Origin of the sequence: Psychrobacillus vulpis (assembly GCF_006861825.1) — a bacterium.
In the GTDB taxonomy this organism is placed as follows: domain Bacteria; phylum Bacillota; class Bacilli; order Bacillales_A; family Planococcaceae; genus Psychrobacillus; species Psychrobacillus vulpis.
Genome location: NZ_VDGI01000016.1, coordinates 40,730 through 67,116, shown reverse-complemented (window position 1 = coordinate 67,116; position 26,387 = coordinate 40,730). Strand labels below are relative to the sequence as shown.

Below are 26,387 nucleotides of genomic sequence, written 5' to 3'. Positions count from 1 at the left end.
AAAGGAGTATTATAAATGATTACTACAAAAAACGATGTACTGTTATTAACAGAAGAGCTTGTTCGTGTTGAGAGTATTGTTGACACTCCAGGTGAAATCGAAGCTGCTAAGAAAATATTTGAATTGATTTCTGAGATGCCCTACTTTTCAAATAGACCTGACCAAGTATTCTTATCTAAAACAAATGATGATCTATTTGAGAGATACAATGTCTTTGCATTTGTAGAAGGAACAAAAGATGAAAGTAATAAAAAAACGATTATTTTAATGGGACATCTTGATACAGTTGGAATAGAGGATTATACAAATTTAAAAGATGTAGCATGCAATCCTACTGAGTTAATGAAAAAATTACAGACTGAGCAACTCCCTGATTTAGTAAAAGAACAACTTGATTCTGGAGAATGGTATTTTGGTCGAGGTGTACTCGACATGAAAAGTGGAGTTGCTAGCCATTTGTCGCTATTGAAATTTTTTTCTGAACATCCTGAAGAATTATCTGGAAATCTCGTTTTCTTCTCAGAATGTGATGAAGAGGTTAGTTCAAAGGGAGTTTTATCAGGACTAAAGGATCTGAAAAAATGGAAAGAAGAGCGAGGCTTCGATTATGTTGGGTTAATAAATTCTGATTTCGTTGCTCCTTTATATAACGGAGATGTAAATCGATATATTTATAAAGGAACTGTAGGTAAATTACTTCCTTCATTTTTTATTACCGGTGCAGAAACGCATGTTGGATCGTCGTTCGAAGGACTGGATCCTAATTACATTGCTGCAGAATTGACAAGACAAATTAGCTATAACCCTGCACTATGTGACCGTCATTTAGGAGAAACACCCGCACCACCAATATCATTAAAACAAATGGATTTAAAACCAAACTATACTGTCCAAACAGCACTTTCAGCTTATATGTATTTCAACTTTTTTGTGCAAACATGGTCTCCTAAAGATGTTTTAACCAAACTTACTGAACAAGCACAAATAGCTTTTGAAAGCGCTATCAAAACACTGAATGAAAGATATGAAGCTTTTTGTAAACTAAGCAATCAACCTTTCAAACAATTGCCTTGGAAATCACGAGTAATAATCTATGAAGATATGACAAAATCGTTAAAGGAAGAGCATGGTGAAACGTTTGTACAGCACATGAGTAAGTTTAAATCGAATCTTATTCAGGATGAGAGCTTAGATACAAGAATGTTTGCCGCTAGGGTTGTAGAAGAAGAATGGAAATGGATGAAGGATCAAAGCCCAGCAATTATTTTACTTTATTCATCACTTTATTCTCCTTGCCTTGAGCTTTCTGGGAAAAATAAACAGGAAGAAAATCTTATTTCTGCTTTAAATAAAGCAATAGAAAAAATTCAACCAAGATACAAATATCCTATTGTTTCTAAAAATTACTTTCCTTACATTTGTGACATGAGCTGTGTTTCTTTAAAAGATGATGATGAATCCATTCAGACGGTGATAGAAAATAATCCTGCTTGGGGAACAAAGCATTATGTGAATTACCAAGATATTAGAGAAATCAATGTACCTGCCATTAATATTGGACCTTATGGATATGATGGACACAAACGCTATGAACGTATGGAGATTGAATATTCCACCGAGGTTGTTCCAGAAATCACTAAAGAGATTATCCTAACGCTTATTGGCTAATTGCTTTTCGCATTTAATTCAAATCAATAATTTCATTTAATTACATTAATTCTCTAGAAAAAAAGATATAGCTATCCTTGCTATATCTTTTTTTACTTCAACATTTGCTCCTGTCCGAAACTGCTGTGAGCACTTCACTTTATCCTTTAGACAACGGAATTCAAAGGTTTACGTAGTTGGGCTCCGTCGTATTGATATTAGTTTGATTAAGAAATAAGTAGTGTAAATACTGTAATTAAGTTATTAATTTTCTGAATTTTGTGTTGACTTATACGATTCGAACTATTAATCTAATATCATATTACTGTATATTATATCTCCGTTTTTTATTTGTTATATACAAAGGATGTTGATAACTCCATTCCATAAAGAAAGAAAACTAGGGGGAATGATGTTTGTATAATCCATTAATTGAAACGATGCAGCGTAAAGAAATGGAAAGCCTACAGCTAGATCGACTCCGTAGTACAGTTAAGAACGTTTATGATCATGTTGCATTTTATCGAAAGAAATTTGATGAGCTTGGAATTAAGCCGGAAGATATTCAAAGTTTAGAAGATTTAACGAAGCTGCCATTTACAATAAAACAAGATTTGCGAGAACATTATCCTTTTGGATTATTTGCAGTATCACAAGAAGAGGTTGTTCGGATTCATGGATCTTCGGGAACGAGTGGGAAACCAACAATTGTTGGATATACAGCAGAGGATATAGAAATGTGGGCTGAAGTTGTAGCGCGTTCAATTGTGGCGGCAGGTGGTAAAAAGACAGATATTTTCCATAATGCCTATGGCTATGGTTTATTTACAGGGGGAATCGGGCTCCATTATGGTGCGGAAGTTCTCGGAGCAACCGTTGTGCCAATGTCAGGTGGAAACACGGAAAGACAGATTACATTAATAGAAGATTTTAAACCGAGAGGCATATGCGGGACGCCTTCATACATGTTGAACATAGCGGAGAAAATGAAAGAGAAGGGTATAGATCCGAGGCAATCGTCGATGGAATATGGAATTTTCGGAGCGGAGCCATGGTCGGAAGAAATGAGAAAAAGGCTAGAGCAAACTTTCCATTTGAAAGCAGTTGACATTTACGGATTGAGCGAGATTATTGGACCAGGTGTCTCCGTTGAATGTTATGAAGTTCAAAATGGTCTACATGTGCAAGAAGATCATTTTTACATCGAGGTAATTGATCCTAAATCACTTGAACCAGTTGCTGAAGGGGAAGAAGGAGAGTTAGTTTTTACAAGTTTAACGAAGAAAGCGCTTCCAATTATTCGATACCGCACAGGTGACATCTCATCCATAACACGCGAGAAGTGTAAATGCGGCAGGACTTTGACGAGAATGTCGAGGGTGAAAGGTCGTACAGATGATATGTTAATTATACGTGGAGTGAATGTCTTTCCAACGGAAGTAGAACGGGTTCTTTTACAGGTGGAAAATCTTGTCCCTCATTATCAAATTCATTTAATTAGAAAAGACGTGATGGACATCGCGGAACTACATGTAGAAATAGATAATAATCTCTATGAAAAAATCAATGGTGATTTAAACGATTCACAAGTAACCCAACTGAAATTAGAAATTCAAAGTTCATTAAAATCGAGCTGTTTAGTGTCTATGGATATTGTTTTCAATAGTCCTAAAACGATACCAAGATCTGAAGGAAAAGCGATTCGAGTTATAGATTATCGAGATAAAAATGTAATAGGTGTGTAATTCATACTCAGAAGGAGGAAGTCTGTTTGTCACACAACGAGGAAATTTTTGATGTAACCATTATTGGGGGAGGACCAGTTGGCTTATTTACTGCGTTTTATGCTGGCCTTCGAAATATGTCTTGTAAAATAATTGAAAGCCTTCCGCAGCTAGGTGGACAATTATCCGCTTTATATCCTGAAAAGTATATTTACGATGTTGCAGGTTTCCCTAAAATAACAGCGCAAGATCTCATCGATAGATTAAAGAAGCAAATGGAGCAATTTGAACAAACAGTTTGTTTGAATGAAGCAGTGGAAGAGATAGAAAGACAGCCTAACAATTCTTTTAAACTATTGACGAACAAAGGGACCCATTTTACTAAAACAATCATTATTACTGCAGGAAACGGGGCATTCCATCCGAAAAAACTGGATCTTGTAAATTCTTCAAAATTTGAAGAAACTAATCTTCATTATTTTATTAATGATTTACAAAAATTTGAGGGAAAAAAAGTTCAGTTGTTCGGTGGTGGTGATTCTGCAGTAGACTGGGCTCTTATGCTAGAACCAATTGCAGAAAAAGTAACATTGGCTCATCGTCGTGATAAGTTTCGAGCACATGAACATACTGTGGAAATGTTGAAGAATTCAACTGTACATGTATTAACTCCATTTGTTCCTTCTGCATTTATAGGAGAAAAACGAATTAAACAAGTAGAGTTAATAGATGTGAAAGGCAATGAAACAATGATTATCGATGTTGATGATGTAATTGTAAATTATGGTTTCGTGTCCTCTCTTGGTCCAATCAAAAATTGGGGATTTAATTTGGATAAAAACAGCATTGTCGTAAATTCAAAAATGGAAACAAATATTGAAGGAATTTACGCTGCCGGTGATATTTGCACATATGAAGGAAAAGTGAAGTTAATCGCGAGTGGATTTGGTGAGGCGCCGACTGCAATTAGCAATGCAAAAGTATTTATCGATCCAACCTCTAAAGTTCAGCCTCTTCACAGCACAAGTGTTATGGATAAACCGAAGAGACAGGCTGAAAAAGTCTGATAAACATAGGAAGGAAGACATTATGCCAAAGTATACAATTGTTGATCAAGAAACATGTATTGCATGTGGATCTTGTGGAGCCAGTGCACCAGACATCTTCGATTATGATGATGAAGGACTTGCGTATGTAATTCTTGATGAAAATAAAGGGACAGCTGAAGTACCTCTAGAATTGCAAGAAGATTTAGAAGATGCGTTTGATGGATGTCCTACAGATTCAATAAAAATCGCTACCAGCCCAATAATAATAGAAATGGTTTAAAGTGGGCTAATTTTTATAGACTAACATCATTCTTAAATATATAACGTTATATTGTTATAACGTCATTAAATCGTTATATGCAATCATTTAAAGGCATAACTTTATTAAGGGGGGTTAGATATGACCAATTTGCAAAATGCGGCAGAAGAAGAACAATTGGCTCATTTCATGCAGCGAATTGAACGTGGCGACAAGATTGAAGCAGATGATTGGATGCCAGAAGAATACAGACTGACATTGATTAGATTGATTTCAATGCATGGCATTAGTGAAATAATGGGGGCACTTCCTGAGAAAGAATGGGTACCTAAAGCTCCTTCATTAAATAGAAAGCTTGGCATTATGGCAAAAGTGCAAGATGAAATGGGTCATGGCCAGTTGCTTTTGCGGGTAACGGAAGACTTACTTGTTCCTTATGGAAAAAATCGTGGAGATATAATGCAAGACTTATTTAATGGGGATTTGAAATTCCATAACGTTTTCCATATGGAAACGAAAACTTGGGCGGACGCTGGAATTATAGGTTGGCTCGTTGATGGAGCTGCTATTATTACACAAACAAATATGCTTGGGGCTTCTTACGGACCGTATGCAAGAGCACTACAGAGAATTTGTGCAGAAGAGGTGTTCCATGCTCAACATGGTGAATCGATTATCATGGCTCTCGCTGAAGGTACAGATGAGCAAAAGGCAATGATTCAGGAATCTCTCAATCGCTGGTGGGAAGCTCTACTAATGTTCTTTGGACCGGCAAGCAAAGAGACGACAGGATCTTCGAAACAAGACTTGACGATTAAATATAAAATTCGCACTAAAACAAACGAAGAATTTAGACAACTCTTTTTTGATAAATACATTCCGCGTATTTTATCACTTGGTTTGACCATTCCGGATCCGACAATCCGTTTTGATGAAGAGAGTAAGCTTTGGTCTTATAAACAGCCGGATTGGAATGAATTTAAGAAAATCATAAAAAACGGGGGACCACGTTCACATGCACGTCTGAACTTACGAAGGTCATCTTACGAAAATAATGCATGGGTGCGCGATGCACTGAGCGTGAAAGTCACCTAGCGAAAGGAGGCAGAATAAATGACCGAAGAGAAAACATTTTATCAAGAATATGAAGTCTTTAGCAAGCGAACGCCAAGTTCTGCTTTCCAACACCAATTTAGCTTATTAGCTCCAAATGAAGATATGGCATTTATTTTGGCACAGGAAAACTTCATGAGACGTGAACCGGTTGCTGACATTTGGATTGTGAATCGAAAGAATATTCGAAAGATGGATGTAGAAGAGAAGATGACGCTTGGCAGACTTGACAATAAGGATTATCGGACAACAAAAGGCTATGGTTACTTAAAGAAAAAATGGCGTCAGTACGAGCAGCAAATATTGGATGAAAAAGAGATTCTATCATGGGGAGGAGAGCGTAAATGAATGAAAATGAAACAGTCATGAGCCAGGAGTATAAAGAAGCAATAACGAGCTTATTATTTCAACTTGCCGATGATGATTTCTTGTACGCCTATCGTGGATCTGAATGGCTCGGACTCGCTCCCCATATAGAAGAAGACGTCGCTTCTTCTTCCATTAGCCAAGACAGCATGGGTCATGCAGCTATGTTCTATAAATTACTCGAAGATTTAGGAGTAGGAAATGCGGATGATCTTGCCCATTCACGTCCTGCACTGGACAGAAAAAACAGCGTTTTGATGGAGCGAGTGAACGGTGAAGGCTATTATATGGAAACCCCCTTATATGATTGGGCATATCAAGTTGTCAGAAGTTATTTTTACACACAGGCGAAAAAGATAAAAATCGATTCTTTATGTGAAAGCTCGTATAGCCCACTTGCAGACACTGCAGTAAAAGTGAGAATGGAGCTTTATTATCACAGGCTTCATTGGGAAACGTGGTTTAAGCAATTACTTAGCTCTACAGATGTTGCGAAAAAGAAAATGGACGAAGCTATCAAAAAGGTTATGGATGATTTTGGTGATGTGTTCTCTTATGGAAACGAAAAATTATTAATCGAAAAAAGTAGATTAATAAGTAGTGAAGAGAGTTTGAGAGATAAATGGAATGCAAGTATCGAACCAGTATTTGCAGCGCTTCAAATGGAAGTACCAAAGATATCGGATAAGCCTACAAAAAACGGACGAAACGGTGAACATACGCAAGACTTGGTAGAAGCACTACACACACTTTCGGAAGTTTACAAGTTCGATCCAATAGCAACTTGGTAATTCGAAAATGGAAAGAGGTGACTTGCATGGAAGCATCCTTAGAAATTTCTCCTGGGCGCGTATATGAAGTACTTGAAGGAGTAAAAGACCCGGAAATTGATTCCATTAGCATTATGGACCTAGGTATGGTGGTGGAAGTCACTACTGTGGGAAATAATGTAAAGGTTGTTTTGCTCCCTACTTTTTTAGGATGTCCAGCACTCGAAATTATTAAAAAGAATACGATCAATGCTGTAAAAGAATTACCGGAAGTGAAAGATGTCCAAGTGGAATTCGTCTTTCACCCACCGTGGACATCAGATCGAATAACGGAACGAGGACATGTGAATCTTAGGAAATTCGGAATTGCACCACCACCAAGACAGATTGAAGCAGACGGCTCGTGGCATATAGAATGCGCTTACTGCGGATCTACGTATGTCACGATGGAAAATGTTTTCGGTCCGACTGCATGCAGAAGCATTTTGTACTGTAAGAGTTGTAAAAACGTATTTGAAGCTATGAAACCTGTTTCTACATTAATGTAAAGCGAGGAGAAGAAAAATGGCAAAGTTAATCGCGTTGTACAAACACCCTGAAAACAAAGAGGCTTTTGATGCACATTATTTTAACGTGCATGCACCACTAACAGCGAAGATCCCAGGGCTTCGTGAGATGAAAGTAACGAAAGTAACAGGATCTCCGATGGGGGGAGATGGAAAATACTATCTCACATGTGAAATGCATTATGATAGTTTGGATGCACTGCAGGAGGGCTTACGTTCACCGGAAGGAAGAGCTTCTGGCAAAGATTTAATGGGATTTGCAGGTGATCTTGTCACATTAATGATTGGTGAGGAAGCGTAATGAATCGTTTCGAATTCATTGAAACATCTTTAAAGAGAAATATAGCAGTTATTGAGCTGAATCGACCTCGACAGTTAAACTCATTAAATCGAAAAATGGTCAATGAAATTGTCGTAGCGATGGAGGAATTTGACCGAGATGAAAACGTTCGTGTAATAGTGCTTACTGGTAAAGGACGGTCTTTTTCAGCAGGTGCCGACATTGACGAAATGATGGATGATAATCCAGTAAGCCTAGAACAACTAAATCAATTTGCTGATTGGGACCGTTTTGCGCTCATTAAAAAGCCTATACTCGGTGCGGTAAAAGGGTTTGTCTTCGGTGGTGGATTTGAGCTTGCGCTTTGCTGTGATCTTTTAATCGCTAGTATCGGTACTGAATTTTCATTTCCAGAAGTAGGACTTGGCGTAATGCCAGGTGCAGGAGGAACGCAAAGGTTAACAAAACTAGTGGGTCGTACGAAAGCCCTCGAATGGCTTTGGACGGGGGAGCGTATTTCTGCGGAAACTGCTCTCAAACATGGAGTTATTAACAAAATCGTTGCACCTGAACTACTAATGGAAGAAACAATGAAATTGGCAGAGCGTCTTGCTAATCAGCCGCTTCTTTCAGTGCGGCTAATAAAAGATTCAGTTAATAAAGCTGTCGATTATCCTTTATATGAAGGAATGCAATATGAGAGAAAAAACTTCTATCTACTTTTCGCTTCACAAGACCAAAAAGAAGGTATGAACGCATTTGTTGAAAAAAGAAAACCGAATTACAAAGGGAAGTAAGGAGGTCGTTGCATGTTCGAAACGATTCGTTATGATGTCAAAGATGGAATTGCATGGCTCTATTTAAATAGACCTGACAAATTAAATGCATTTATCGCACAAATGAACCGAGAAGTGAAAGATGCGATCAAAGCTGCTACATTTGATGAACAAGTTCGCTGCATAGTCATTTCAGGTGAAGGAAGGGCTTTTTGTTCTGGACAAGATTTGGCAGAAGTCGATGAGAATATGGATCATGGCCAAGTTTTAAGAGATCACTATGGACCGATGATAAAGCAAATTAGACAATGTGAAAAACCGATTGTCGCAGCAGTAAATGGAGTTGCGGCTGGTGCAGGGTTCAGCCTAGCACTTGCTTGTGATTTTAGAATTGTATCGGAACGCGCCAGTTTTTTGAATGCTTTCATACATGTTGGCCTCATTCCTGACTCGGGTAATCTGTATTATTTAACCAAGTTAGTCGGTCATGCTAAAGCTTTGGAATTATCCATTCTTGGAGAAAAGGTGTCGGCTACTGATGCAGTCGCATTAGGTCTAGCGAATAGACTTATTCCGTTAGATTTATGGGATGAAGAGGTGTCGGCATTTGCAGCAAATCTTTCTACTTTACCAACAAAGGCGATTGGTTTGATTAAACGATCATTGAAATTCGCTACAGAGCTTACTTTTGAAGACTATCTTGAGCAAGAAGCACAAGCACAACGGATTGCTGGTTTAACAATTGATCACCGCGAAGGTATTCATGCATTTATGGAAAAAAGAAAACCTGTTTTTTCAGGACAATAGGGAGAGCTGAGCACATGACAACAATTCGGGATAATGATATCGAGCAAGAGGCAATGAAACGATCGTTTTATCATTTGATTGTAAATGGAGAAAAAATAAAAAGTAGTACAGGTGAAACGATAAAAACTTACAATCCAGCAACAGGTGAGTTAGTTGCGGAAGTTGCAAAAGCGTCCAAAGAAGATGTTGAAAAAGCCATTGCAAGTGCACGAGATGCATTTGACAATGGTAAATGGAAAATGTATCCGGTTGGTCGTCGAGCGCAAGTATTGAACAAAATTGCTGCAATAATGCGTTCTCGTTTTAATGAGCTAGTTGAATTGGAAATTCTCGATACTGGTAAAACGCTTCATGCAGCGCAAGGTCAAGTTTCTCAAGCGATTGAAGATTTTGAGTTTTATGCAGGTGCAATTGTAGGTCACCGAGGAGTCGTCAACAATGTTCCTGGCCAATTCCATAACTATACAGAGAAAGAGCCAGTTGGAGTCTGTGCACAAATCATTCCGTGGAATTATCCACTTATGATGGCTGCTTGGAAAGTGGCACCTGCTATTGCAGTAGGTTGCTCGGTAATTGTAAAGCCGGCATCCCTCACACCATTAACTGCCATAATCCTAGGGGAAATTTGTCTTGAAGCAGGTGTTCCTGCTGGTGTGGTGAACGTCCTTCCAGGTTCTGGATCTGATATTGGTAACTTTTTAGTGGAGCATCCTCAAGTGGATAAAGTAGCTTTCACTGGCTCAACGCCTATCGGTAAAGACATTATGGGGAAAGCATCTCAATCGTTAAAACGTGTAACATTGGAGCTTGGTGGAAAATCTCCTAATCTTGTATTTGAAGATGCAGATATTGACGCTGCAGTAGATGGTTCACTATTTGGTATATTCTATAATTCAGGTCAATCTTGTGAAGCTCGATCTCGTTTATACGTACATGAGGACATTTACGAGGAATTTTTGAATAAGTTTGTTGAAAAAACGAAAAAATTACATCTAGGCAACCCATTTGATAAAGGAACACATGTTGGAGCAATCATTGATCAAGTCCAACTTGATACAATTGATAGTTATGTACAATCTGCTCGGAAAGAAGGAGCGGAAATTCTTGTTGGTGGTAATGTTACGAAACCAAATGGTTATGAAAATGGATTCTGGTATGAGCCAACGATTATTGCAAACGTAAATCACGATATGACAGTTGTAAAAGAAGAAATTTTTGGTCCAGTTGTTGTATTGATGAAATTTAAAGATGAAAAAGAAGCAATCCGACTTGCAAACGATACAGAGTTCGGGTTAGGCTCAGCCATTTGGTCAAAAGATGGTGCACGTGCGACGCGTGTTGCAAATCAGATCCAAGCAGGCATTGTCATGGTAAACTGCCCATTCTCAGCATTTCCTGGGACACCATTTGGAGGATATAAGCAATCAGGGTTCGGACGTGAGCTATGTATTGAAACGCTAGACCTCTATACGGAAACGAAAAGCATTTTATCTTACTACGGCAGTCGACCACTGAATCCATTCGGACTGTAAAAATAAACTGAAAATACGGACAGGGAAAAATTCAAACCCTGTCCGTATTCTTTCATTAACATAAGGGGAGTAGAATAATGATCAACCGTATTGTTATCATAGGTGCAGGTATTATGGGAAGAGGGATTGCTTATGTAGGAGCAGTTGGTGGCTATGCAGTGACAGTTGTCGACAATCATAATTCTGCATTACTAAACGCGAAGAAAGACATGGATAGTATGTTTGAAAAAGGACTTGTGCACGGAAAGATTACATCGGTACAGGTTGAACAAGCACGACTTAATTTAAGCTATGAAAGCGACCTTCCAAAAGCAGTAAGTACTGCTGATTTAATTATTGAAGCTGTACCTGAAATAACAGCTATAAAAAAAGAAGTGTTTGAAACGATAGAAGAACATGCACCTTCTCATTGTTATTTTGCTACAAATACTTCGACGATGAGCCCAACAGAAATCGCTTCTTTTGGAAAACGCCCAGAAAAAACAATTGCGATGCATTTTTTTAATCCTGTACATAAAATGCCTTTAGTCGAAATTGTACGAGGGTTGGAAACAAGTGATGAAACGGCCGAAAGAATTAAAGAAGTAGCTATAAAAATGGGAAAAGAAACTGTTGTCATTAATGAATTTCCAGGGTTCGTAACGAGCCGAATTAGCGCACTTGTTGGTAACGAAGCGTTTTACATGCTTCAAGAAGGGTTAGGCACACCAGAAGAAATTGATAAAGCGATTAAGCTAGGATTAAATTACCCAATGGGACCATTCGAATTAGTAGATTTAGTAGGACTTGATACACGATTAAATAATTTGAAATATTTACATGAAAAGCTTGGGGAAAAGTATCGTCCTGCACCTCTTTTAGAACAATATGTCAAAGCAGGGCGTCTAGGACGAAAGAGTGGAAAAGGTGTGTACGACTATTCTATTGATGAAGAGTTGGTTTCGAAATGAGAGAAGTAGTTATAGTAGATGCTGTCCGTACGCCAATCGGAAGATATAACGGATCACTAAGAGAAGTTCGACCAGATGATTTAGGAGCTATTGTTATTAAAGCACTTGTTGAACGTAATCCGAACCTCCCCGTAAACGAAATTGAAGAAGTTGTTTTCGGAAATGCAAACCAAGCAGGTGAAGATAACCGCAACGTTGCAAGAATGTCGGCATTGTTAGCTGGTCTACCTGTCGAAGTAGCAGGAACAACTATAAACCGACTCTGTGGTTCTGGACTTGACGCTGTTATGTACGCTGCAAGAGCAATATCAGTTGGCGAAGGCGATATTTACATCGCTGGTGGCACTGAAAGCATGACGCGAGCACCGTTTGTCATGGCAAAGCCAGATAAAGAGTTCCCACGAGGAAATATGGAACTGCAAGATACAACAATCGGGTGGCGTTTTACAAATAAAAAACTGAAAGAGATGTACGGTGTAGATACGATGCCAGAAACTGCCGAAAATGTTGCAAAGCGATTTCATATAACGCGTGAGGATCAGGATTTATTTGCATTCGAGAGCCAGCAACGTGCTAAAAAAGCTTTGGCGGAAAATCGATTTGCGGAAGAAATCGTTCCGGTTATGTATAAGGACCGGAAAGGGAAGGAAATCATTATCGACCAAGATGAGCATCCAAGACCAAATACAACGTTACATCAGCTTGAGAAACTAAAACCATTATTTGAAGGTGGCACGGTTACACCTGGTAATGCTTCGGGAGTCAATGACGGTGCATCTGCTTTACTTCTTATGAGTGCGGAGAAAGCAAAAGAATTGAATGTGAAGCCATTAGCAAAATATGTTACAGGTGCTACAGCGGGACTTGAACCAGCTGTTATGGGGCTTGGTCCTATTTTCGCTTCAAAAAAAGCACTACAACGTGCAGGGTTGAAAACAACTGACCTTGGTCTTGTAGAATTGAATGAAGCTTTTGCTTCACAATCTCTGGAGTGCATTCGCCAACTGGAACTAGAAAGTGAAAAAGTGAATGTCAATGGAGGAGCAATAGCTTTTGGGCACCCTCTAGGTGCAAGTGGTGCTCGGATAGTAACGACTCTTTTATATGAAATGAAGAAAAGAAATGTCCAATTCGGTTTGGCAACAATGTGTATCGGTGTAGGTCAAGGGATTGCAACTATATTTGAGAATGTATCAGAGTAGGTACTACAATTTTGCTGTCCTTCAAGCGTCAAAGCTCTTTAAAAGAAGAGTAACGACGAGAGAAGGGCATTTTTATAACCAATACAATAGATTGTTCTTGGAACGAAAACAAAGCGACAGGAGAAATTCAATATAGTTGTTCGAATAGGAGATGTCATAATGACGAATATTTTATTAAGAAAAGAAAACAACATTGCATATATCACCATTAATCGCGAAGAAGCTCTGAACTGTTTTAATTACGATACATTGCATCAGCTTCAACAAGTAGTAGATGCTATCTCAATTGATCCGGAAGTGAAAGTGATTATATTTACTGGAGCAGGGGATAGATCTTTTAGTGCTGGTGCCGATTTGAAAGAGCGGAAAACATTAAAAGAATCAGAAGTTAGAAGAAACGTGAAAGCGATACGAGATGTGTTCAACAGTATTGCAAATCTACCACAGCCAACTATAGCTGCAGTAAATGGGTATGCATTTGGCGGCGGCTTCGAGCTGATGATTGCGTGTGATTTTTCCATTGCAGCTGAAGGAGTGAAAATGGGTCTAACTGAAACAAGCTGGGCAATCATACCAGGGGCAGGAGGGACGCAAAGACTACCAAGACTAGTAGGGGAAATGAGAGCGAAAGAGCTGATTTTCACTGCAAGAAAATTCACGGCAGAAGAAGGGGTACAGCTTGGAGTGGTATTAAAAGTAGTCCAAATAGAAAACCTTCTGAATTCTTGTGAACAACTAGCAAATGAAATAATGAAAAATGGTCCTGTAGCAATTAAACAAGCGAAGTATGCAATTACACAAGGGATGAATACGGACTTACAAACGGGGCTTGCAATCGAGTCTAAGGCATACGAATTAACGATCCCTACTGAGGATCGAATGGAAGCGTTACTTGCATTCAGTGAGAAAAGGAAACCAGTCTTTTTAGGGAAATAATTAGTAAACTCTAATAACAAAATAATGAAAGAAGGGAAGAAACGTGTTATATTGGTAATCAGGGAAAAAGAAAGAGTGAGTTTACATGTCGAATACACAATCAATGATATTTACAATTTACGGTGATTATATCCGTCATTACGGTAATAAAATATGGATTGGAAGCTTAATCCGACTGTTAAAAGAGTTTGGACATAATGAACAGTCGGTGCGCGTAGCAGTTTCAAGAATGATGAAACAAGGTTGGCTCGAGTCCGAGAAGGAAGGGAATAAAAGTTATTACTTTTTGACGACTCGTGGAGAAGCTCGGATGGAAGAAGCTGCCATTAGGATTTTTAAATTAATGCCAAACGACTGGGATGGAAAATGGCGTATGCTAATGTATACGATTCCAGAAGAAAAAAGACAAGTTCGAGATGAACTACGAAAAGAGCTCCTATGGAGTGGATTCGGCAGTTTTTCTAGTGGATGCTGGATATCACCGAACAATCTTGAAAAAGAAGTTGAATTTCTTATAGAAAAATATGGTATACAAAATTATGTAGATTTCTTCGTAGCAGACTACAAAGGTCCTCAAGCAAACAGAGCTCTTGTTGAAAAAAGTTGGCCGCTTCAAGAAATTGAAGGAAAATATCAAGATTTTATCTCTACCTACAGCAAACAATATATAATCCATCAGAGCATGATGAACGATGGAAGAATGTCGGATGCAGAATGTTTTGTTGAACGAACAAATCTTGTACATGAATACCGTAAGTTTCTATTTACAGATCCTGGTCTTCCAAAGGAATTGTTACCTGAAATATGGAGTGGGAACCATGCAGCTCTTTTATTTGAGCAATATTATAAATTGCTTGCACAGCCAGCAAATCATTTTTTCGAAGAAGTATTCCAAGAAGATAATGATATGCGTCGTAAAGACAAAGCATATGATGCAGATGATCATCCACTACTTATGGACTAACGTTTTTGTCAATCAGAAAAATACTTTGTTTGTAAACACATATCGGAATATAGTAAATCACAAGGTTTTGGGAATGTTGGACATTTCCTAAACCTTGTGATTTTTTATATGTTTGCAAACATCAATAGGTAATGGAAAAAGCCGCGAGACTTCTACGGAAAAACGGAGCTTCCAAGACCCCGCACGAGCGTAGGGAGGGCACTGAAAAAGTCACTATAATTCGAATTTACCACATAGGGTTGTCCAATGTTCCAATAAAAAAGAAAATCGTTGAAACGGCTCCCTTTCCGGAGGCCACTGAAAAAGTCACTTTTTTTCAAAAAATAAAAACGAAATCCCATAATTCCTTCACTTTTTAGGGTGTTTATGGGGACGTCATGCCAATTTTGATACAAATATACTTCTCAAGTGGTGACTTTATTTTCTGAATTTTGGTTTTTCAGTGGCCTCCCTTTCCGCGGGCGTTGCCTCAGCCTCCTCGCTTCAAGGGCACTGAAAAAGTGTTATTCTAATAAATTTTCTATCAAATAGTCGTTAAGAGAATTTATCACTTTGGCATTCGCTTTCCGCGGGCGAGCGACGAGCCTCCTCCTTCGCTCTGCTTCGTGCGGGGTCTCGTCTATCTCGCTTTCCCGCAGGAGTCTCATGCGTCGCGCTAAATTCTCTTAAATAAATACAGCAAATAGTTCCTACAAAAATACTAATTCGAGTTTTTCAGTGCCCTCCTCGCTACGCTGCGGGGTCTTCGACTAACGCTATTCCCGCAGGAGTGTCGCCTTTTTCAACGGTTTTCTATAAATGAAAAAGTAATTTTTCTAATAACAGACAGTTTTTCAATGCTCACAGTGATGGGAGAATAGCTTGGCGATTCGTCCGCGGAAAGCGAGTAGCTTTTCCGGACTCAATTAGTTTTGATTGGAATTTATAAAAAAAATATTATCCTCTCTAGCTTTGATGCACTGCAATAAGTAAATCTAATAAGCTTACGTCTTGGAGACGAAGCCTGCGAAATTTAGTGAGTGAACTTGGGTCTATCACGGGATCTTCTGGTGCCAGATCTAAGAAATACTTGAACGACATGTCGTATTTGGACCGTTCTACTAAATCCACATCGGATACATCAAAAATTGCCTTTAATAGTAAGTACTTGAACATTCGAATTGGGGAATTGCATTCCGACCATTATCTAAACAATATTTTGTTTTCAACTCCTCTAAAACGAAGGAGAAGTCTACCAATTCATTTATTTGATGAAGTATATTATCTTTAGGAACGACCAAATCATAAATCGCCATGATGGGCTTAAATTAAGGGTTTCTTGGTTAGAAACCATTTTGCACACCACCATTAGTTAGTCTCTCTATTATAAACGAAGAAGGTTTTTAGAAGAATAGGTGGATGCTAGTTGATTGGAGGGGAAGGCGGCGACTCCAGCCGGAATAGTATGAGCTGAAGACCCTGGACTAGCGTAGCGAGGGAAGCGGCTGAAGCCATGCCGGCGGAAAGCGTCCGCCTGGAACGGAAATCAACGATTTCCCAATAAAAAGAGAGTATGTGAACAACTTGTCATTCACCATACTCTCTATGAAATCTCTTGGAGGACTTTTTCAGTGCCCTCAGCGTAGGCGTTTCGTCCGCGGAAAGCGAGTGGCTTTTCCGTACTCAACTAGTCTTAATTATGTAAAGTGTATTAACTAGTTATAGGAGTGTATGGGCGAGCTCCTTATTACTTTTTAATGGGCACTCTATTGTTAGATGATAAAAGTTCCTATCTCAAGAAATAATGGTCATGAATTCACTTGCGAATAGATGACCATTTTATTTTGTTTCATTAAATTTTATAGAGTAGTTACTTTTTTATCTGAAGTAGCAGGACTATTCTTCTTTTTCAAAAATTTCTCGATAATCGTATCCTTTTTGAACATACGTATCAATAGAAAGCTGAATAATATCGAAATCTTTTTCGTTTAATTCTCGCACTACCTTTCCTGGTGAACCGACGACTAGTGAGCGTGGGGGAATTTTCTTTCCAGGCGGAATTAACGTATTAGCACCGATAATGCACTCTTCTCCAATTTCAGCATGATCTAGAATTGTAGATCCCATTCCAATAATAGAGCGTTTTCCAACCTTACATCCATGAAGGATAACATTATGTCCAACAGTAACTTCGTCTTCTATTACAACTGGCGCATCTTCATATAAATGAATGGTTGAATTATCTTGGATACTGCATCTTTTTCCAATTGAAATTAAACCTTCATCTCCGCGCAGAACTGTATTAAACCATATAGTAGATTCTTCTCCAACTAGTACCTCTCCGATAACTTTTGCACCTGGAGCAACAAAAACAGTAGGATCTAACTCAGGTTTTTTCCCTTTAAAAGTGATAATCATAAATTTACCCCCATTTTTCAAATAATCTCAATTGTCATTCTATTAATTTTACTATAACATATTTTTATAGGGGTGGATAAAAAATGATATATATTTGTGAAAAGTTGCAAATAACCTATCCAATTATTCAAGGAGGAATGGGGAATATTAGCAATGCACAGCTCGCTGCAGCTGTCTCAGAAGCAGGGGGCCTTGGCACGATCGGGTGCGGAACAATGTCTCCAGAGGAAGTAGAGAACATAATATTAGAAACAAAAGCGTTAACAAATAAGAACTTCGCTATAAACATTGCAATTAGTGTCACACCTTTTACAGATGAATTAATTGATCTTGTTATCAAACATAAAGTACCAATTATTTCGTTATCAGCGGGAAACCCAGCACCATATATTCCTCTACTGCATGAACATGGAGTAATAGTAATAGCTCTAGTAGCTTCTGTAAAACATGCGCAAAAAGCGGAAGCTGCTGGGGCAGACATACTCGTGGCAGAAGGGTTTGAAGCGGCTGGTATAAACTCAAACTTAGAACTAACTACTTTCACACTCATTCCGCAAATTGTGAAACACGTTAAAATTCCCGTACTTGCAGCTGGAGGAATTGGAGATGGCAAAGGATTGGCAGCTGCACTTATGCTTGGTGCAAGTGGTGTCCAAATCGGTACGCGTTTAATCGCAACAAAGGAAGCACCTTTTCACGATGTTTATAAGGAAAATTTATTGAAGGCCAGTGACACGGAAACATTAATCGTCGGTCGAAGTGTAGGAAGACTGAGAAGAATCTTAAAGACACCTTATGCTATGAGGCTCTATGAGCTGGATAGAGCAGGGATGACACTAAATCAATATAGTGAATTGACCTCGGAAAAACAACATCTAAAAGGTGCATTAGAAGGCGATATCGAAAATGGTTTTATGAATAGTGGACAAATTGCGGGACTTATTGAAGATATTCCAACAGTAAAAGAACTAATTGATGAAATGGTGGAAGAAGCAGAAAATCGTATGATTAAATCTGCAAAAGAATTTAAGAGAATACTAGAGTTGTAAAAAGTAGTGGGGACCTTACTCACTACTTTTTTTGTATGAATCAGTCAATTTTGAATTGATAGATTTTTCTAATTACTATATTGACTATCGTATTACAAATTGATACGATTACGTTGTAATAGTGTTATGTTATGTGAAATATAATTGTATATGTAAGCGTTTACATCATTATGTGTAATGGTGAATAGAAATACCCAAACACCATTCAGTATTAAGAAGATTCGAGCATATAGTAAGTAGAGGTGTTGTAATGAGAAGCGGAATGGAAATAGGCAGAGAAGAGACTATACAAATATCAGTAACAGAGGATATGTTTGCATCTTTTGAAGGGAAAATAGTTCATCCTGTCTATTCAACGGTAACAATGACATATCATATGGAGTGGGTTTCCAGGAAAATTATTCTTCCATTTTTAGAAGACCATGAAGAAGGAATGGGAGCATCCGTAAAGCTAAGTCATATTGCGCCTTCCCCACTCGGTACGGTAGTTACGCTAACTGCAACTTTAGTTGAAGTAAAGGACAATGTAGTACTGACAAAAATTGTGGCATCCAACCAATTAGGTATTATTGGTAAAGGTGAAGTGAAACAAGTTATTTTACCTAAAAAAACAATAGCTGAAAAACTTAGAAATGCTTCAATATTTCCAGAGAAAAAAGAAACTATTTTAGACTAGAAAGTAATTCCTTAGGGGGTATAAAGTGTGATAATGGCTGAAAAAATGGCAATAACAAAAGAATTTGATCTTTTCGAGAAGATGGCGAAGCATGAACAAGTGGTTTTTTGTAACGATCCATCTACTGGATTGCGTGCAATTATTGCAATCCATAATACAACGCTTGGCCCAGCACTTGGTGGATGTCGTATGCAGCCATATAGTAGTGTGGATGAAGCGCTAGAAGATGCTCTTCGTCTTTCAAAAGGAATGACTTATAAATGCGCAGCTGCTGATGTCGATTTCGGGGGCGGGAAAGCAGTAATTATTGGTGATCCTAAAACTGATAAATCACCGGAACTATTCCGCGCATTCGGCCAATTTGTAAACTCTCTAGGTGGACGTTTTTATACGGGTACCGATATGGGGACGACAATGGATGATTTCATTCATGCGATGAAAGAAACGAATTTCATTAACGGACTTCCAGAAGAATATGGTGGAGGTGGTGATTCTTCTATACCAACTGCCGCTGGTGTTTTGTACGGCATCAAAGCAACCAATCAATTGTTGTATGGAAATGATGACTTAGGTCAACATAGTTATGCGATTCAGGGATTAGGTAAGGTCGGGTTTAAAGTTGCAAAAGGACTTCTGGAAGCTGGTGCTCGCATTTTCGTAACAGATATTAATAAAGATAGCCTTCGAGCAATCGAAGAAGTAGCTGCAAAAACAACTGGCAAAGTTCAGTTTGTTGAAAATGATGATATTTATTCCCAAGAAGCAGATATATTCGTTCCATGTGCATTTGGAGGGATTATTAACGACACTACAATTCCTCATTTTAAAGTAAAAGCAATTGTAGGTTCAGCTAACAATCAATTATTAGAAGATAGACATGGAAGATTATTGAGAGATAATGGGATTTTGTATGCTCCGGATTACATTGTCAATTCTGGTGGTCTTATTCAAGTGGCAGATGAATTGTACGGTATAAATCATGAACGTGTACTTGCGAAAACGAAACATATTTACGATGTAATGTTGGAAGTGTATAAAGATGCAGCGAGCAACGGAAAAACAACAGAGGAATCAGCGAATGCAATGTGTGAGAAAAGAATAACAGATAGAAGCAAACGGAATAGCTTTTACTCAGCACCAGCGAAACCAAAATGGTCGTTTAGCAAACTATCCTAATGGGAGGCGAGTTAAGTGGAAGATAACTACCCTATAAAAAGAATCATAGACGATCAAGGATATCTTGTTGATACGGGATTTGAAAAACAAATAGATGAGCAATTGGTTCAAGACCTTTACTATCACATGTTACGAATTCGTACTTTTGATAGAAAAGCGATTAACTTGCAACGACAAGGACGTTTAGGTACTTATGCCCCTTTTGAAGGACAGGAAGCTGCTCAAGTTGGTAGCGCACTCGCATTAAAAACTGGAGACTGGGTTTTCCCAACTTATCGAGATCATGGTGCGACAATTACATTCGGAAAAAGTATGGCTAGAACGTTTTTGTATTGGAATGGTAGAGTAGAGGGCTGTGTAGCACCGCAAGATAGAAATATATTCCCACCCGCTGTTCCTATTGCTACTCAACTACCTCATGCAGCAGGTGCTGCTTGGGCTGAACAGAGAAGAGGGACACAAAATGCAGCAATTGCTTATTTTGGGGACGGTGCAACTTCGGAAGGTGATTTTCACGAAGGTTTGAATTTTGCGAGTGTATTCAAAGTACCAGTTGTCTTTTTTAACCAAAATAATAGATATGCGATTTCAGTCCCGATTGAAAAACAAATGAATTCTGAGACGATAGCTCAAAAATCAGTTGCCTATGGTATACCAGGGGTACGAATCGATGGAAATGATTGTTTCGCAGTATATTTTGAAACGAAAAAAGCTTTTGACAATGCACGAGCTGGAAATGGCCCAACATTGATAGAAGCAGTTACGTGGCGAAAAGGTGCACACACGACTGCTGATGATCCGTCAAAATACCGTCCTGAAAAACAAGGGGAGGATATTGTTGACCCATTAGCAAGATTAGAACTGTTTATGAAAAATTACGGTTACTGGAATGCTGAATGGATCCAAGCAACTAAAGATAAAACGAGCAGTGAAGTTGATGCGGCTGTTGAAGAAATGGAAAAATATCCTCCGCCAAACTTAGAAGACGTTTTTAATCATGTATACGCTGAGATGCCAGCTCAACTTGTTGAACAAAAAGAATCGTACCTTGCACATTTAGGGAGGCGGTAATGAATGGCACAAATAAAAGAGTCAGTTACAAAGAATGAAACGACAAAGCAGTTGACTTTAATTCAAGCTATTAATGATGGTATGCGACTCCTGTTAGAAGAGGATGATCGAACCATCATTCTTGGAGAAGATATCGGTAAGAACGGCGGGGTATTCCGAGCGACAGAAGGACTACAAGAAACTTTTGGTGATGATAGAGTAGTAGACACTCCACTGTCAGAAGCAGGGATTATCGGAACGTCAATTGGTCTAGCGGTTAACGGTTTTAGACCGATTGCTGAAATTCAATTTCTCGGTTTTATTTATCCTGCTTACGAGCAGATCATGACACATGTCTCACGAATTCGAATGCGTTCGATGTCCCGTTTTACAGTGCCAATGGTTATTCGAGCACCATACGGGGCTGGAATACGCGCACCCGAGATACATTCTGATAGTACTGAAACCTTATTCACACATATGCCTGGCATTAAGGTCGTCTGCCCTTCAAATCCTTACGATGCAAAAGGATTGTTAATTGCTGCCATGGAAGATCCTGATCCAGTATTGGTTTTGGAGCCTATGAAAAACTATCGTTCGAAGAGAGAAGAAGTACCTGTTGGAAAATATACGGTGGAAATTGGTAAAGGAAAAATTGTGCGTGAAGGTACGGATGTAACACTAATTGCTTGGGGAGCGATGATATCGATTGCAGAGAAAGCAGCTGAATTGGCTGCCCAAAAGGGAATTAGTTGTGAAATTATTGATCTACGAACATTGTATCCAATTGATCGTGACATAATAGTTAACTCTGTGAAAAAGACAACAAGAGCAGTTATTATTCATGAAGCTCAAAATACTGGAGGATTAGGTAATGATATCGTGTCGATTATTAACGATACAGCCTTCCTTTATTTACGAGCTCCAATTGAAAGAATTACGGGATTTGACGTACCGGTTCCATTCTTTGCATTAGAAGAACATTATCTACCAACACCGGCAAGAGTCGTTGAGGGAATTGAAAAAGTGGTTCATTTTTAAGGAGGATATGGAATGCTCGAAGTAAAGCTGCATGATGTCGGGGAAGGAATGACCGAAGGAGAAGTACTTCATTACTTAGTGAAGGTCGGAGATTCGGTTATGACTGATCAACCACTTGTAGAAGTACAAACAGACAAAATGGTTGCTGAACTTACTTCTCCTTGCTCAGGCATCGTTAAAGAAATTCGTATTGATGAAGGTGAAGTTGTACAGGTCGGAACAAGTTTACTCTACATTGAATCCGATGAATCTGTACGGACGGAACAAAAATTACATGTAGAAATGAATCCAGTTTCAGAAATGAAAGGGAAGTCTATGAATAACAATGAAGAAAAAGCTCTTCCGATGACTTATAAACGAGTGCTTGCTACTCCATACACACGCAAAATTGCACGCGACAATAACATTAATATTGAAGACGTCCGTGCTACAGATCCATCTGGAAGAGTAACAGAGGAAGATGTTTTTCGATTCTTGAAAGGAATACAATCAACTGAGGAATCAGTAAAGGATGAAAAGCAAACAGTATTTTCTCAAGAAATACCCGATGAAATTCCTTTTAAAGGGATTCGGAAAAAGATTGCAGAAAAGATGTCGAAATCACTCTTTACAATTCCCCATGTCACTCATTTTGACGAAGTCAATATGACAAACTTACTTGAATTGAAAGAGCAAATGAAAGCATCTGGAGAATCAATCAGTATCCCAGCATTTCTTATTAAAGCACTTGTTATTTCATTAAAGGAATTCCCTATATTCAATGCGGAACTTGATGAAGAAAATAGCAGGATACTACTAAAGAAAAACTATCATATCGGTATCGCGACAAACACAGAAAGTGGTTTAATGGTCCCGGTTATTCATCATGTCGATAAGAAATCAATTAAACAGATTAACAAAGAGGTTAAAGGGTTAACAGAAAGAGCGATTGCAGGTAAACTACAACCATTTGAAATGCAAAATAGTACCTTTACCGTGAGTAATGTTGGACCTCTAGGTAGTACAGGAGCGACGCCAATTATCAACTATCCTGAAACCGCTCTGATTGCTTTTCACAAAACGAAAAAACAACCAATTGTCAATTCTCATGATGAAATCGTAATAGGCCATATTATGACATTTTCTATGGCGTTTGACCACCGTGTAGCAGATGGCGCTACGGCAGTTGAATTTACGAACCGCTTTGCAGGTTTGATTGAACAGCCACATAAACTAATGTTGGAGTTGATATAAAATGGTTGTTGGGGAAATCAGTCAAGAGCGGAATCTTATAATTATTGGGGGAGGGCCAGGGGGCTACAGTGCTGCCATACGGGCTGCACAGCTTGGTCTTACGGTCACGTTAATTGAACAGGCTGATATGGGGGGGGGCTGTTTGAATAATGGTTGTATCCCCTCCAAAGTTTTTGCACATGCAGCCGCAAAACTATCAGAAACCGCTCATCTAAACAGCCTTGGAATTGGAAGTTCGGAAATGATCTTCGATTTTCAAAAGTTAAGCTCTTATAAAACGAATATTATTAATCAGCTTAGGTCAGGTGTAGAAAGTTTGTGTAAGGAAAATAAAATTGAAATAATACGTGGAAAAGCTACATTCCTATCTGTTGATAAAATCGGAGTAGAAAATGGACATCAATTCGATATTTATACATTTGAGCAACTTATTATCGCAACTGGTAGTAACCCGATAACACCAGATGTTAGGAAAGAGAAAGATCCAAGGTTTTTATTGTCGCATGAAATATATAAGATGGATAAGATTCCAGAGCACCTCATTGTAAGAGGGCAGGATTATATTGCACTTGAGATTGCTTCTAGCTTTGCGGTATTAGGGGCTCATGTCAGTGTTGTAATAGATGGTAAAATAGGTCTCCCTTTCGATGAATCTCTAAATAAAGAATTAACTCGCTTGTTTAAAAAGCGAAAAATAAAAATGTATAAAGAAGTGGATTTCATTGCAAAACATGAGACTGAAGAAGATATTACTATTACCTTTATATCGGATAGAAATGAAGTAGAGACAATAAGTGGATCTCATCTATTTGTTTCCGAAAAAAGGAAGCCTAATTTGGAGGAGCTAGGAATAATCCGCTTTGGAATCGAACTTACCGAAGAAGGATTTATTAAGATTGACAAAGATATGCAATCATCGATCCCTTCTATATATGCAATTGGTGATATAACTGGTGGTCCAATGCTCGCAGGAAAAGCTATAAAACAAGGAAAAGCTGCAGCTGCATCCATTGTTGGAACACAAACAGAAGTTGATCTGACATTTATGCCAGTTGTTGCGCATACCATTCCACCAGTCGTTTCAGTGGGGCTAACGGAACAAAATGCGCGTGATATAGGCCTAGATATTCGTGTTAGCCAATTTGCTCTTGGTGGCAATGGTTATGCAACAATTACTGGGAAAAAGGATGGATTTATTAAAGTTATTTCAGATTCAACAACTGAAATAATACAAGGCATTCATATGATAGGAGAAGGGGCAGTTGAAATGTCTGGCTCCTTTGTCCAGTTGCTTGAAATGGCAGCCAAAGAAGAAGATATTATTTTTCCACACTATGCGCATCCGGGATACAATGAAGGACTACTTGAAGTAGTAGAGGGGTTAGTTGGACAAGCAATTCATACTTCACCAATGAAAAAGAAAGACTTAACGAAGATTTCATGAGAGCTACTAACCGTTTTGTGAAAACAAAAGACTGAATATTGTAATTCTTCATATTTGAGTCAATTTATTACCATTTCATTTATAAAGTGAAATTTTATATAAAAAAATGTTATTGCTAGTAAATGCGAAGTTTTATTTTTGTTGATTGAAGCGGAAGGCGGTGACTCCAGCGGGAAAAGCTTGAGCTGAAGACCTGGACTGAGCGTAGCGAGGGAAGCGGCTGAAGCCAAGCCCGCGGAGAGCTTCCGACTGTAGCGTAAATCAAGCTTGTTCGGATTCTAAGGCTATATTCTTGTTTGTGAAATTGATTGTATATTGAGTCAGTTCCACATTTTCACGTTTTTTTACATTAGATTCAAATAAATACTAAATAAAATGGAGTAAAAGAGGGGGAAATGTAATGAAGAACGGTTGGAAAAAAATGTTGGCTGTTATTTTTAGTTCCACACTAATACTAGCGGCATGTAGCGATGGTGGGGAAAAAGAAGCATCTTCGAAGAAATATAAAATAGGCGTTACTCAGATAGTAGAACACCCGTCACTAAATGCAGCTTTTGATGGCTTTAAAAAGGCTTTAGAAGATGCAGGAATCAATGCTGAATATGAGGTTCAAAATGCTCAAGGTGATAACAGTAACAACACGACTATAGCGACGAATCTTGTTAGTGCAAATGTAGATCTTATTTTTGCAAACTCAACACCGAGTGCTCAAGCGGTAGCTAGTGCTACATCAGAAATCCCTATCGTTTTCACTTCAGTAACAGATGCAGTTGGAGCTGAGCTTGTAGACTCTATGGAAAAACCTGGTGGTAATGTAACTGGCACGATTGATGCTCATCCTGATGCAATTACCAATACTATGAAGTTCCTTAAAGACGAATTGGGAGCAAAAAATGTTGGAATGGTGTTTAACTCTGGAGAGCAAAATTCTCGCGCTCAAGTAGATGCAGTAAAAGAAATGTTGAAAGATATGAATATGTCTGTAGTGGAAGCTTCTGTAGCAACATCTGCAGACGTGAAACAAGCTACAGAATCATTGATTGGTAAAGTAGACTCGATGTATATCATTACAGATAACACAGTAGTTTCCGCACTTGAATCTGTAATTTCAGTAGCAAATGAAAATAAAATTCCAATGATGGTAGGCGAATTTGACTCCGTTAAACGAGGAGGACTTGCAGCATACGGCTTTGAATATTTTGACATTGGATACGAAGCAGGACAAATGGCTGTCAAAATCTTAAAAGGGGAAAGTAAACCAGCTGACTTGCCTGTTCAAATTCCTCAAAAGCTTAAATTAATAATGAATAAAGATACAGCTTCTACTTTAGGACTTGACGTAAAAGACGAATGGAAAGCCGAGTTTAGTGAATAAATAGG

General features: G+C 38.5%; 25 protein-coding genes and 1 pseudogene. 24 read left to right on the top strand and 2 right to left on the bottom strand.

Going from position 1 to position 26,387, the window contains the following annotated elements; all coding sequences use genetic code 11:
• The first annotated feature begins 15 nt into the window (after positions 1–15).
• The 16 genes from FG384_RS14190 (at position 16) to paaX (ending at position 14,941) form a co-directional block, all read left to right on the top strand.
• A complete protein-coding gene (locus tag FG384_RS14190) occupies positions 16–1,668 on the top strand; it encodes a M20/M25/M40 family metallo-hydrolase (protein WP_142643263.1) in 1,653 nt (550 codons plus the stop codon).
• A gap of 419 nt (positions 1,669–2,087) precedes the next feature.
• Complete coding sequence (locus tag FG384_RS14185; protein WP_142643292.1) at positions 2,088–3,392, top strand: phenylacetate--CoA ligase family protein; 1,305 nt, start codon at positions 2,088–2,090, stop codon at positions 3,390–3,392.
• A gap of 26 nt (positions 3,393–3,418) precedes the next feature.
• The gene (locus tag FG384_RS14180; RefSeq protein WP_142643262.1) at positions 3,419–4,438 is read left to right on the top strand and encodes an NAD(P)/FAD-dependent oxidoreductase; all 1,020 of its coding nucleotides are present in this window, start codon (positions 3,419–3,421) and stop codon (positions 4,436–4,438) included.
• 22 nt (positions 4,439–4,460) lie between these two features.
• Positions 4,461–4,700 (top strand): ferredoxin, encoded by a 240-nt coding sequence (locus FG384_RS14175; RefSeq protein ID WP_056832132.1) that lies wholly within the window; start codon positions 4,461–4,463, stop codon positions 4,698–4,700.
• Between the two features lie 120 nt (positions 4,701–4,820).
• Positions 4,821–5,774 (top strand): 1,2-phenylacetyl-CoA epoxidase subunit PaaA, encoded by a 954-nt coding sequence (gene paaA / locus FG384_RS14170; RefSeq protein ID WP_142643261.1) that lies wholly within the window; start codon positions 4,821–4,823, stop codon positions 5,772–5,774.
• Between the two features lie 18 nt (positions 5,775–5,792).
• On the top strand, positions 5,793–6,140 hold the full coding sequence (paaB, locus tag FG384_RS14165) for a 1,2-phenylacetyl-CoA epoxidase subunit PaaB (protein ID WP_053589221.1): 348 nt from the start codon (positions 5,793–5,795) through the stop codon (positions 6,138–6,140).
• The gene (gene paaC / locus FG384_RS14160) at positions 6,137–6,949 is read left to right on the top strand and encodes a 1,2-phenylacetyl-CoA epoxidase subunit PaaC (protein ID WP_142643260.1); all 813 of its coding nucleotides are present in this window, start codon (positions 6,137–6,139) and stop codon (positions 6,947–6,949) included. Before paaB ends, paaC begins: the two co-directional genes overlap by 4 nt.
• 26 nt (positions 6,950–6,975) lie before the next feature.
• The gene (gene paaD, locus FG384_RS14155) at positions 6,976–7,476 is read left to right on the top strand and encodes a 1,2-phenylacetyl-CoA epoxidase subunit PaaD (protein ID WP_142643259.1); all 501 of its coding nucleotides are present in this window, start codon (positions 6,976–6,978) and stop codon (positions 7,474–7,476) included.
• A gap of 16 nt (positions 7,477–7,492) precedes the next feature.
• The gene (locus FG384_RS14150; RefSeq protein ID WP_056832140.1) at positions 7,493–7,795 is read left to right on the top strand and encodes an EthD family reductase; all 303 of its coding nucleotides are present in this window, start codon (positions 7,493–7,495) and stop codon (positions 7,793–7,795) included.
• Complete coding sequence (locus FG384_RS14145) at positions 7,795–8,571, top strand: enoyl-CoA hydratase/isomerase family protein (protein WP_142643258.1); 777 nt, start codon at positions 7,795–7,797, stop codon at positions 8,569–8,571. Before FG384_RS14150 ends, FG384_RS14145 begins: the two co-directional genes overlap by 1 nt.
• Positions 8,572–8,583: 12 nt before the next feature.
• On the top strand, positions 8,584–9,357 hold the full coding sequence (locus FG384_RS14140; RefSeq protein WP_142643257.1) for an enoyl-CoA hydratase-related protein: 774 nt from the start codon (positions 8,584–8,586) through the stop codon (positions 9,355–9,357).
• Between the two features lie 14 nt (positions 9,358–9,371).
• Positions 9,372–10,889 (top strand): aldehyde dehydrogenase family protein, encoded by a 1,518-nt coding sequence (locus tag FG384_RS14135; protein ID WP_142643256.1) that lies wholly within the window; start codon positions 9,372–9,374, stop codon positions 10,887–10,889.
• A 77-nt stretch (positions 10,890–10,966) separates the two neighbouring features.
• On the top strand, positions 10,967–11,839 hold the full coding sequence (locus FG384_RS14130) for a 3-hydroxyacyl-CoA dehydrogenase (protein ID WP_142643255.1): 873 nt from the start codon (positions 10,967–10,969) through the stop codon (positions 11,837–11,839).
• Entirely contained in the window at positions 11,836–13,041 is a 1,206-nt protein-coding gene (locus FG384_RS14125) for an acetyl-CoA C-acyltransferase (protein WP_142643254.1), read from the top strand. The genes FG384_RS14130 and FG384_RS14125 overlap by 4 nt, the downstream gene beginning before the upstream one ends.
• 159 nt (positions 13,042–13,200) lie before the next feature.
• Entirely contained in the window at positions 13,201–13,977 is a 777-nt protein-coding gene (locus FG384_RS14120) for an enoyl-CoA hydratase-related protein (RefSeq protein WP_142643253.1), read from the top strand.
• Between the two features lie 85 nt (positions 13,978–14,062).
• Positions 14,063–14,941, top strand: a complete 879-nt coding sequence (gene paaX, locus FG384_RS14115) for a phenylacetic acid degradation operon negative regulatory protein PaaX (protein WP_142643252.1) — start codon at positions 14,063–14,065, stop codon at positions 14,939–14,941.
• Between the two features lie 963 nt (positions 14,942–15,904).
• On the opposite strand, the pseudogene FG384_RS14110 reads toward paaX, so the two are convergent.
• Both FG384_RS14110 and FG384_RS14105 read right to left on the bottom strand, forming a co-directional pair.
• A pseudogene (locus FG384_RS14110) lies at positions 15,905–16,274 on the bottom strand (transposase); the annotation flags it as partial.
• Positions 16,275–16,816: 542 nt separating this feature from the next.
• Entirely contained in the window at positions 16,817–17,338 is a 522-nt protein-coding gene (locus FG384_RS14105) for a gamma carbonic anhydrase family protein (protein ID WP_142643251.1), read from the bottom strand.
• 83 nt (positions 17,339–17,421) lie between these two features.
• Here FG384_RS14105 and FG384_RS14100 point away from each other — a divergent pair, with 83 nt between their 5' ends.
• The 8 genes from FG384_RS14100 to FG384_RS14065 all read left to right on the top strand — a co-directional run bounded on the left by FG384_RS14100 (position 17,422) and on the right by FG384_RS14065 (position 26,382).
• A complete protein-coding gene (locus tag FG384_RS14100) occupies positions 17,422–18,387 on the top strand; it encodes an NAD(P)H-dependent flavin oxidoreductase (RefSeq protein WP_142643250.1) in 966 nt (321 codons plus the stop codon).
• Positions 18,388–18,637: 250 nt separating this feature from the next.
• A complete protein-coding gene (locus FG384_RS14095) occupies positions 18,638–19,063 on the top strand; it encodes a thioesterase family protein (RefSeq protein ID WP_142643249.1) in 426 nt (141 codons plus the stop codon).
• Positions 19,064–19,096: 33 nt separating this feature from the next.
• Positions 19,097–20,239: a Leu/Phe/Val dehydrogenase gene (locus FG384_RS14090; RefSeq protein WP_420849967.1), complete on the top strand. Its 1,143-nt coding sequence runs from the start codon at positions 19,097–19,099 to the stop codon at positions 20,237–20,239.
• 15 nt (positions 20,240–20,254) lie between these two features.
• Positions 20,255–21,310, top strand: coding sequence for a pyruvate dehydrogenase (acetyl-transferring) E1 component subunit alpha (gene pdhA, locus FG384_RS14085; RefSeq protein WP_142643247.1), 1,056 nt, complete (start codon positions 20,255–20,257; stop codon positions 21,308–21,310).
• A 3-nt stretch (positions 21,311–21,313) separates the two neighbouring features.
• A complete protein-coding gene (locus FG384_RS14080) occupies positions 21,314–22,330 on the top strand; it encodes an alpha-ketoacid dehydrogenase subunit beta (protein WP_142643246.1) in 1,017 nt (338 codons plus the stop codon).
• 12 nt (positions 22,331–22,342) lie between these two features.
• Positions 22,343–23,563 (top strand): dihydrolipoamide acetyltransferase family protein, encoded by a 1,221-nt coding sequence (locus FG384_RS14075; RefSeq protein WP_142643245.1) that lies wholly within the window; start codon positions 22,343–22,345, stop codon positions 23,561–23,563.
• 1 nt (position 23,564) lies between these two features.
• The gene (locus tag FG384_RS14070; RefSeq protein ID WP_142643244.1) at positions 23,565–25,007 is read left to right on the top strand and encodes a dihydrolipoyl dehydrogenase family protein; all 1,443 of its coding nucleotides are present in this window, start codon (positions 23,565–23,567) and stop codon (positions 25,005–25,007) included.
• 400 nt (positions 25,008–25,407) lie between these two features.
• Entirely contained in the window at positions 25,408–26,382 is a 975-nt protein-coding gene (locus tag FG384_RS14065; RefSeq protein ID WP_142643243.1) for an ABC transporter substrate-binding protein, read from the top strand.
• The last annotated feature ends 5 nt before the right edge of the window (positions 26,383–26,387 follow it).

Excerpts from the sequence above, each read along its gene's own strand:
- FG384_RS14190 (WP_142643263.1), top strand. The coding sequence starts at position 16 with ATGATTACTACAAAAAACGATGTACTGTTATTAACAGAAGAGCTTGTT.
- FG384_RS14185 (WP_142643292.1), top strand. The coding sequence starts at position 2,088 with ATGCAGCGTAAAGAAATGGAAAGCCTACAGCTAGATCGACTCCGTAGT.
- FG384_RS14175 (WP_056832132.1), top strand. The coding sequence starts at position 4,461 with ATGCCAAAGTATACAATTGTTGATCAAGAAACATGTATTGCATGTGGA.
- paaA (WP_142643261.1), top strand. The coding sequence starts at position 4,821 with ATGACCAATTTGCAAAATGCGGCAGAAGAAGAACAATTGGCTCATTTC.
- paaB (WP_053589221.1), top strand. The coding sequence starts at position 5,793 with ATGACCGAAGAGAAAACATTTTATCAAGAATATGAAGTCTTTAGCAAG.
- paaC (WP_142643260.1), top strand. The coding sequence starts at position 6,137 with ATGAATGAAAATGAAACAGTCATGAGCCAGGAGTATAAAGAAGCAATA.
- paaD (WP_142643259.1), top strand. The coding sequence starts at position 6,976 with ATGGAAGCATCCTTAGAAATTTCTCCTGGGCGCGTATATGAAGTACTT.
- FG384_RS14150 (WP_056832140.1), top strand. The coding sequence starts at position 7,493 with ATGGCAAAGTTAATCGCGTTGTACAAACACCCTGAAAACAAAGAGGCT.
- FG384_RS14145 (WP_142643258.1), top strand. The coding sequence starts at position 7,795 with ATGAATCGTTTCGAATTCATTGAAACATCTTTAAAGAGAAATATAGCA.
- FG384_RS14140 (WP_142643257.1), top strand. The coding sequence starts at position 8,584 with ATGTTCGAAACGATTCGTTATGATGTCAAAGATGGAATTGCATGGCTC.
- FG384_RS14135 (WP_142643256.1), top strand. The coding sequence starts at position 9,372 with ATGACAACAATTCGGGATAATGATATCGAGCAAGAGGCAATGAAACGA.
- FG384_RS14130 (WP_142643255.1), top strand. The coding sequence starts at position 10,967 with ATGATCAACCGTATTGTTATCATAGGTGCAGGTATTATGGGAAGAGGG.
- FG384_RS14125 (WP_142643254.1), top strand. The coding sequence starts at position 11,836 with ATGAGAGAAGTAGTTATAGTAGATGCTGTCCGTACGCCAATCGGAAGA.
- FG384_RS14120 (WP_142643253.1), top strand. The coding sequence starts at position 13,201 with ATGACGAATATTTTATTAAGAAAAGAAAACAACATTGCATATATCACC.
- paaX (WP_142643252.1), top strand. The coding sequence starts at position 14,063 with ATGTCGAATACACAATCAATGATATTTACAATTTACGGTGATTATATC.
- FG384_RS14105 (WP_142643251.1), bottom strand. The coding sequence starts at position 17,338 with ATGATTATCACTTTTAAAGGGAAAAAACCTGAGTTAGATCCTACTGTT.
- FG384_RS14100 (WP_142643250.1), top strand. The coding sequence starts at position 17,422 with ATGATATATATTTGTGAAAAGTTGCAAATAACCTATCCAATTATTCAA.
- FG384_RS14095 (WP_142643249.1), top strand. The coding sequence starts at position 18,638 with ATGAGAAGCGGAATGGAAATAGGCAGAGAAGAGACTATACAAATATCA.
- FG384_RS14090 (WP_420849967.1), top strand. The coding sequence starts at position 19,097 with ATGGCTGAAAAAATGGCAATAACAAAAGAATTTGATCTTTTCGAGAAG.
- FG384_RS14080 (WP_142643246.1), top strand. The coding sequence starts at position 21,314 with ATGGCACAAATAAAAGAGTCAGTTACAAAGAATGAAACGACAAAGCAG.
- FG384_RS14075 (WP_142643245.1), top strand. The coding sequence starts at position 22,343 with ATGCTCGAAGTAAAGCTGCATGATGTCGGGGAAGGAATGACCGAAGGA.
- FG384_RS14070 (WP_142643244.1), top strand. The coding sequence starts at position 23,565 with ATGGTTGTTGGGGAAATCAGTCAAGAGCGGAATCTTATAATTATTGGG.
- FG384_RS14065 (WP_142643243.1), top strand. The coding sequence starts at position 25,408 with ATGAAGAACGGTTGGAAAAAAATGTTGGCTGTTATTTTTAGTTCCACA.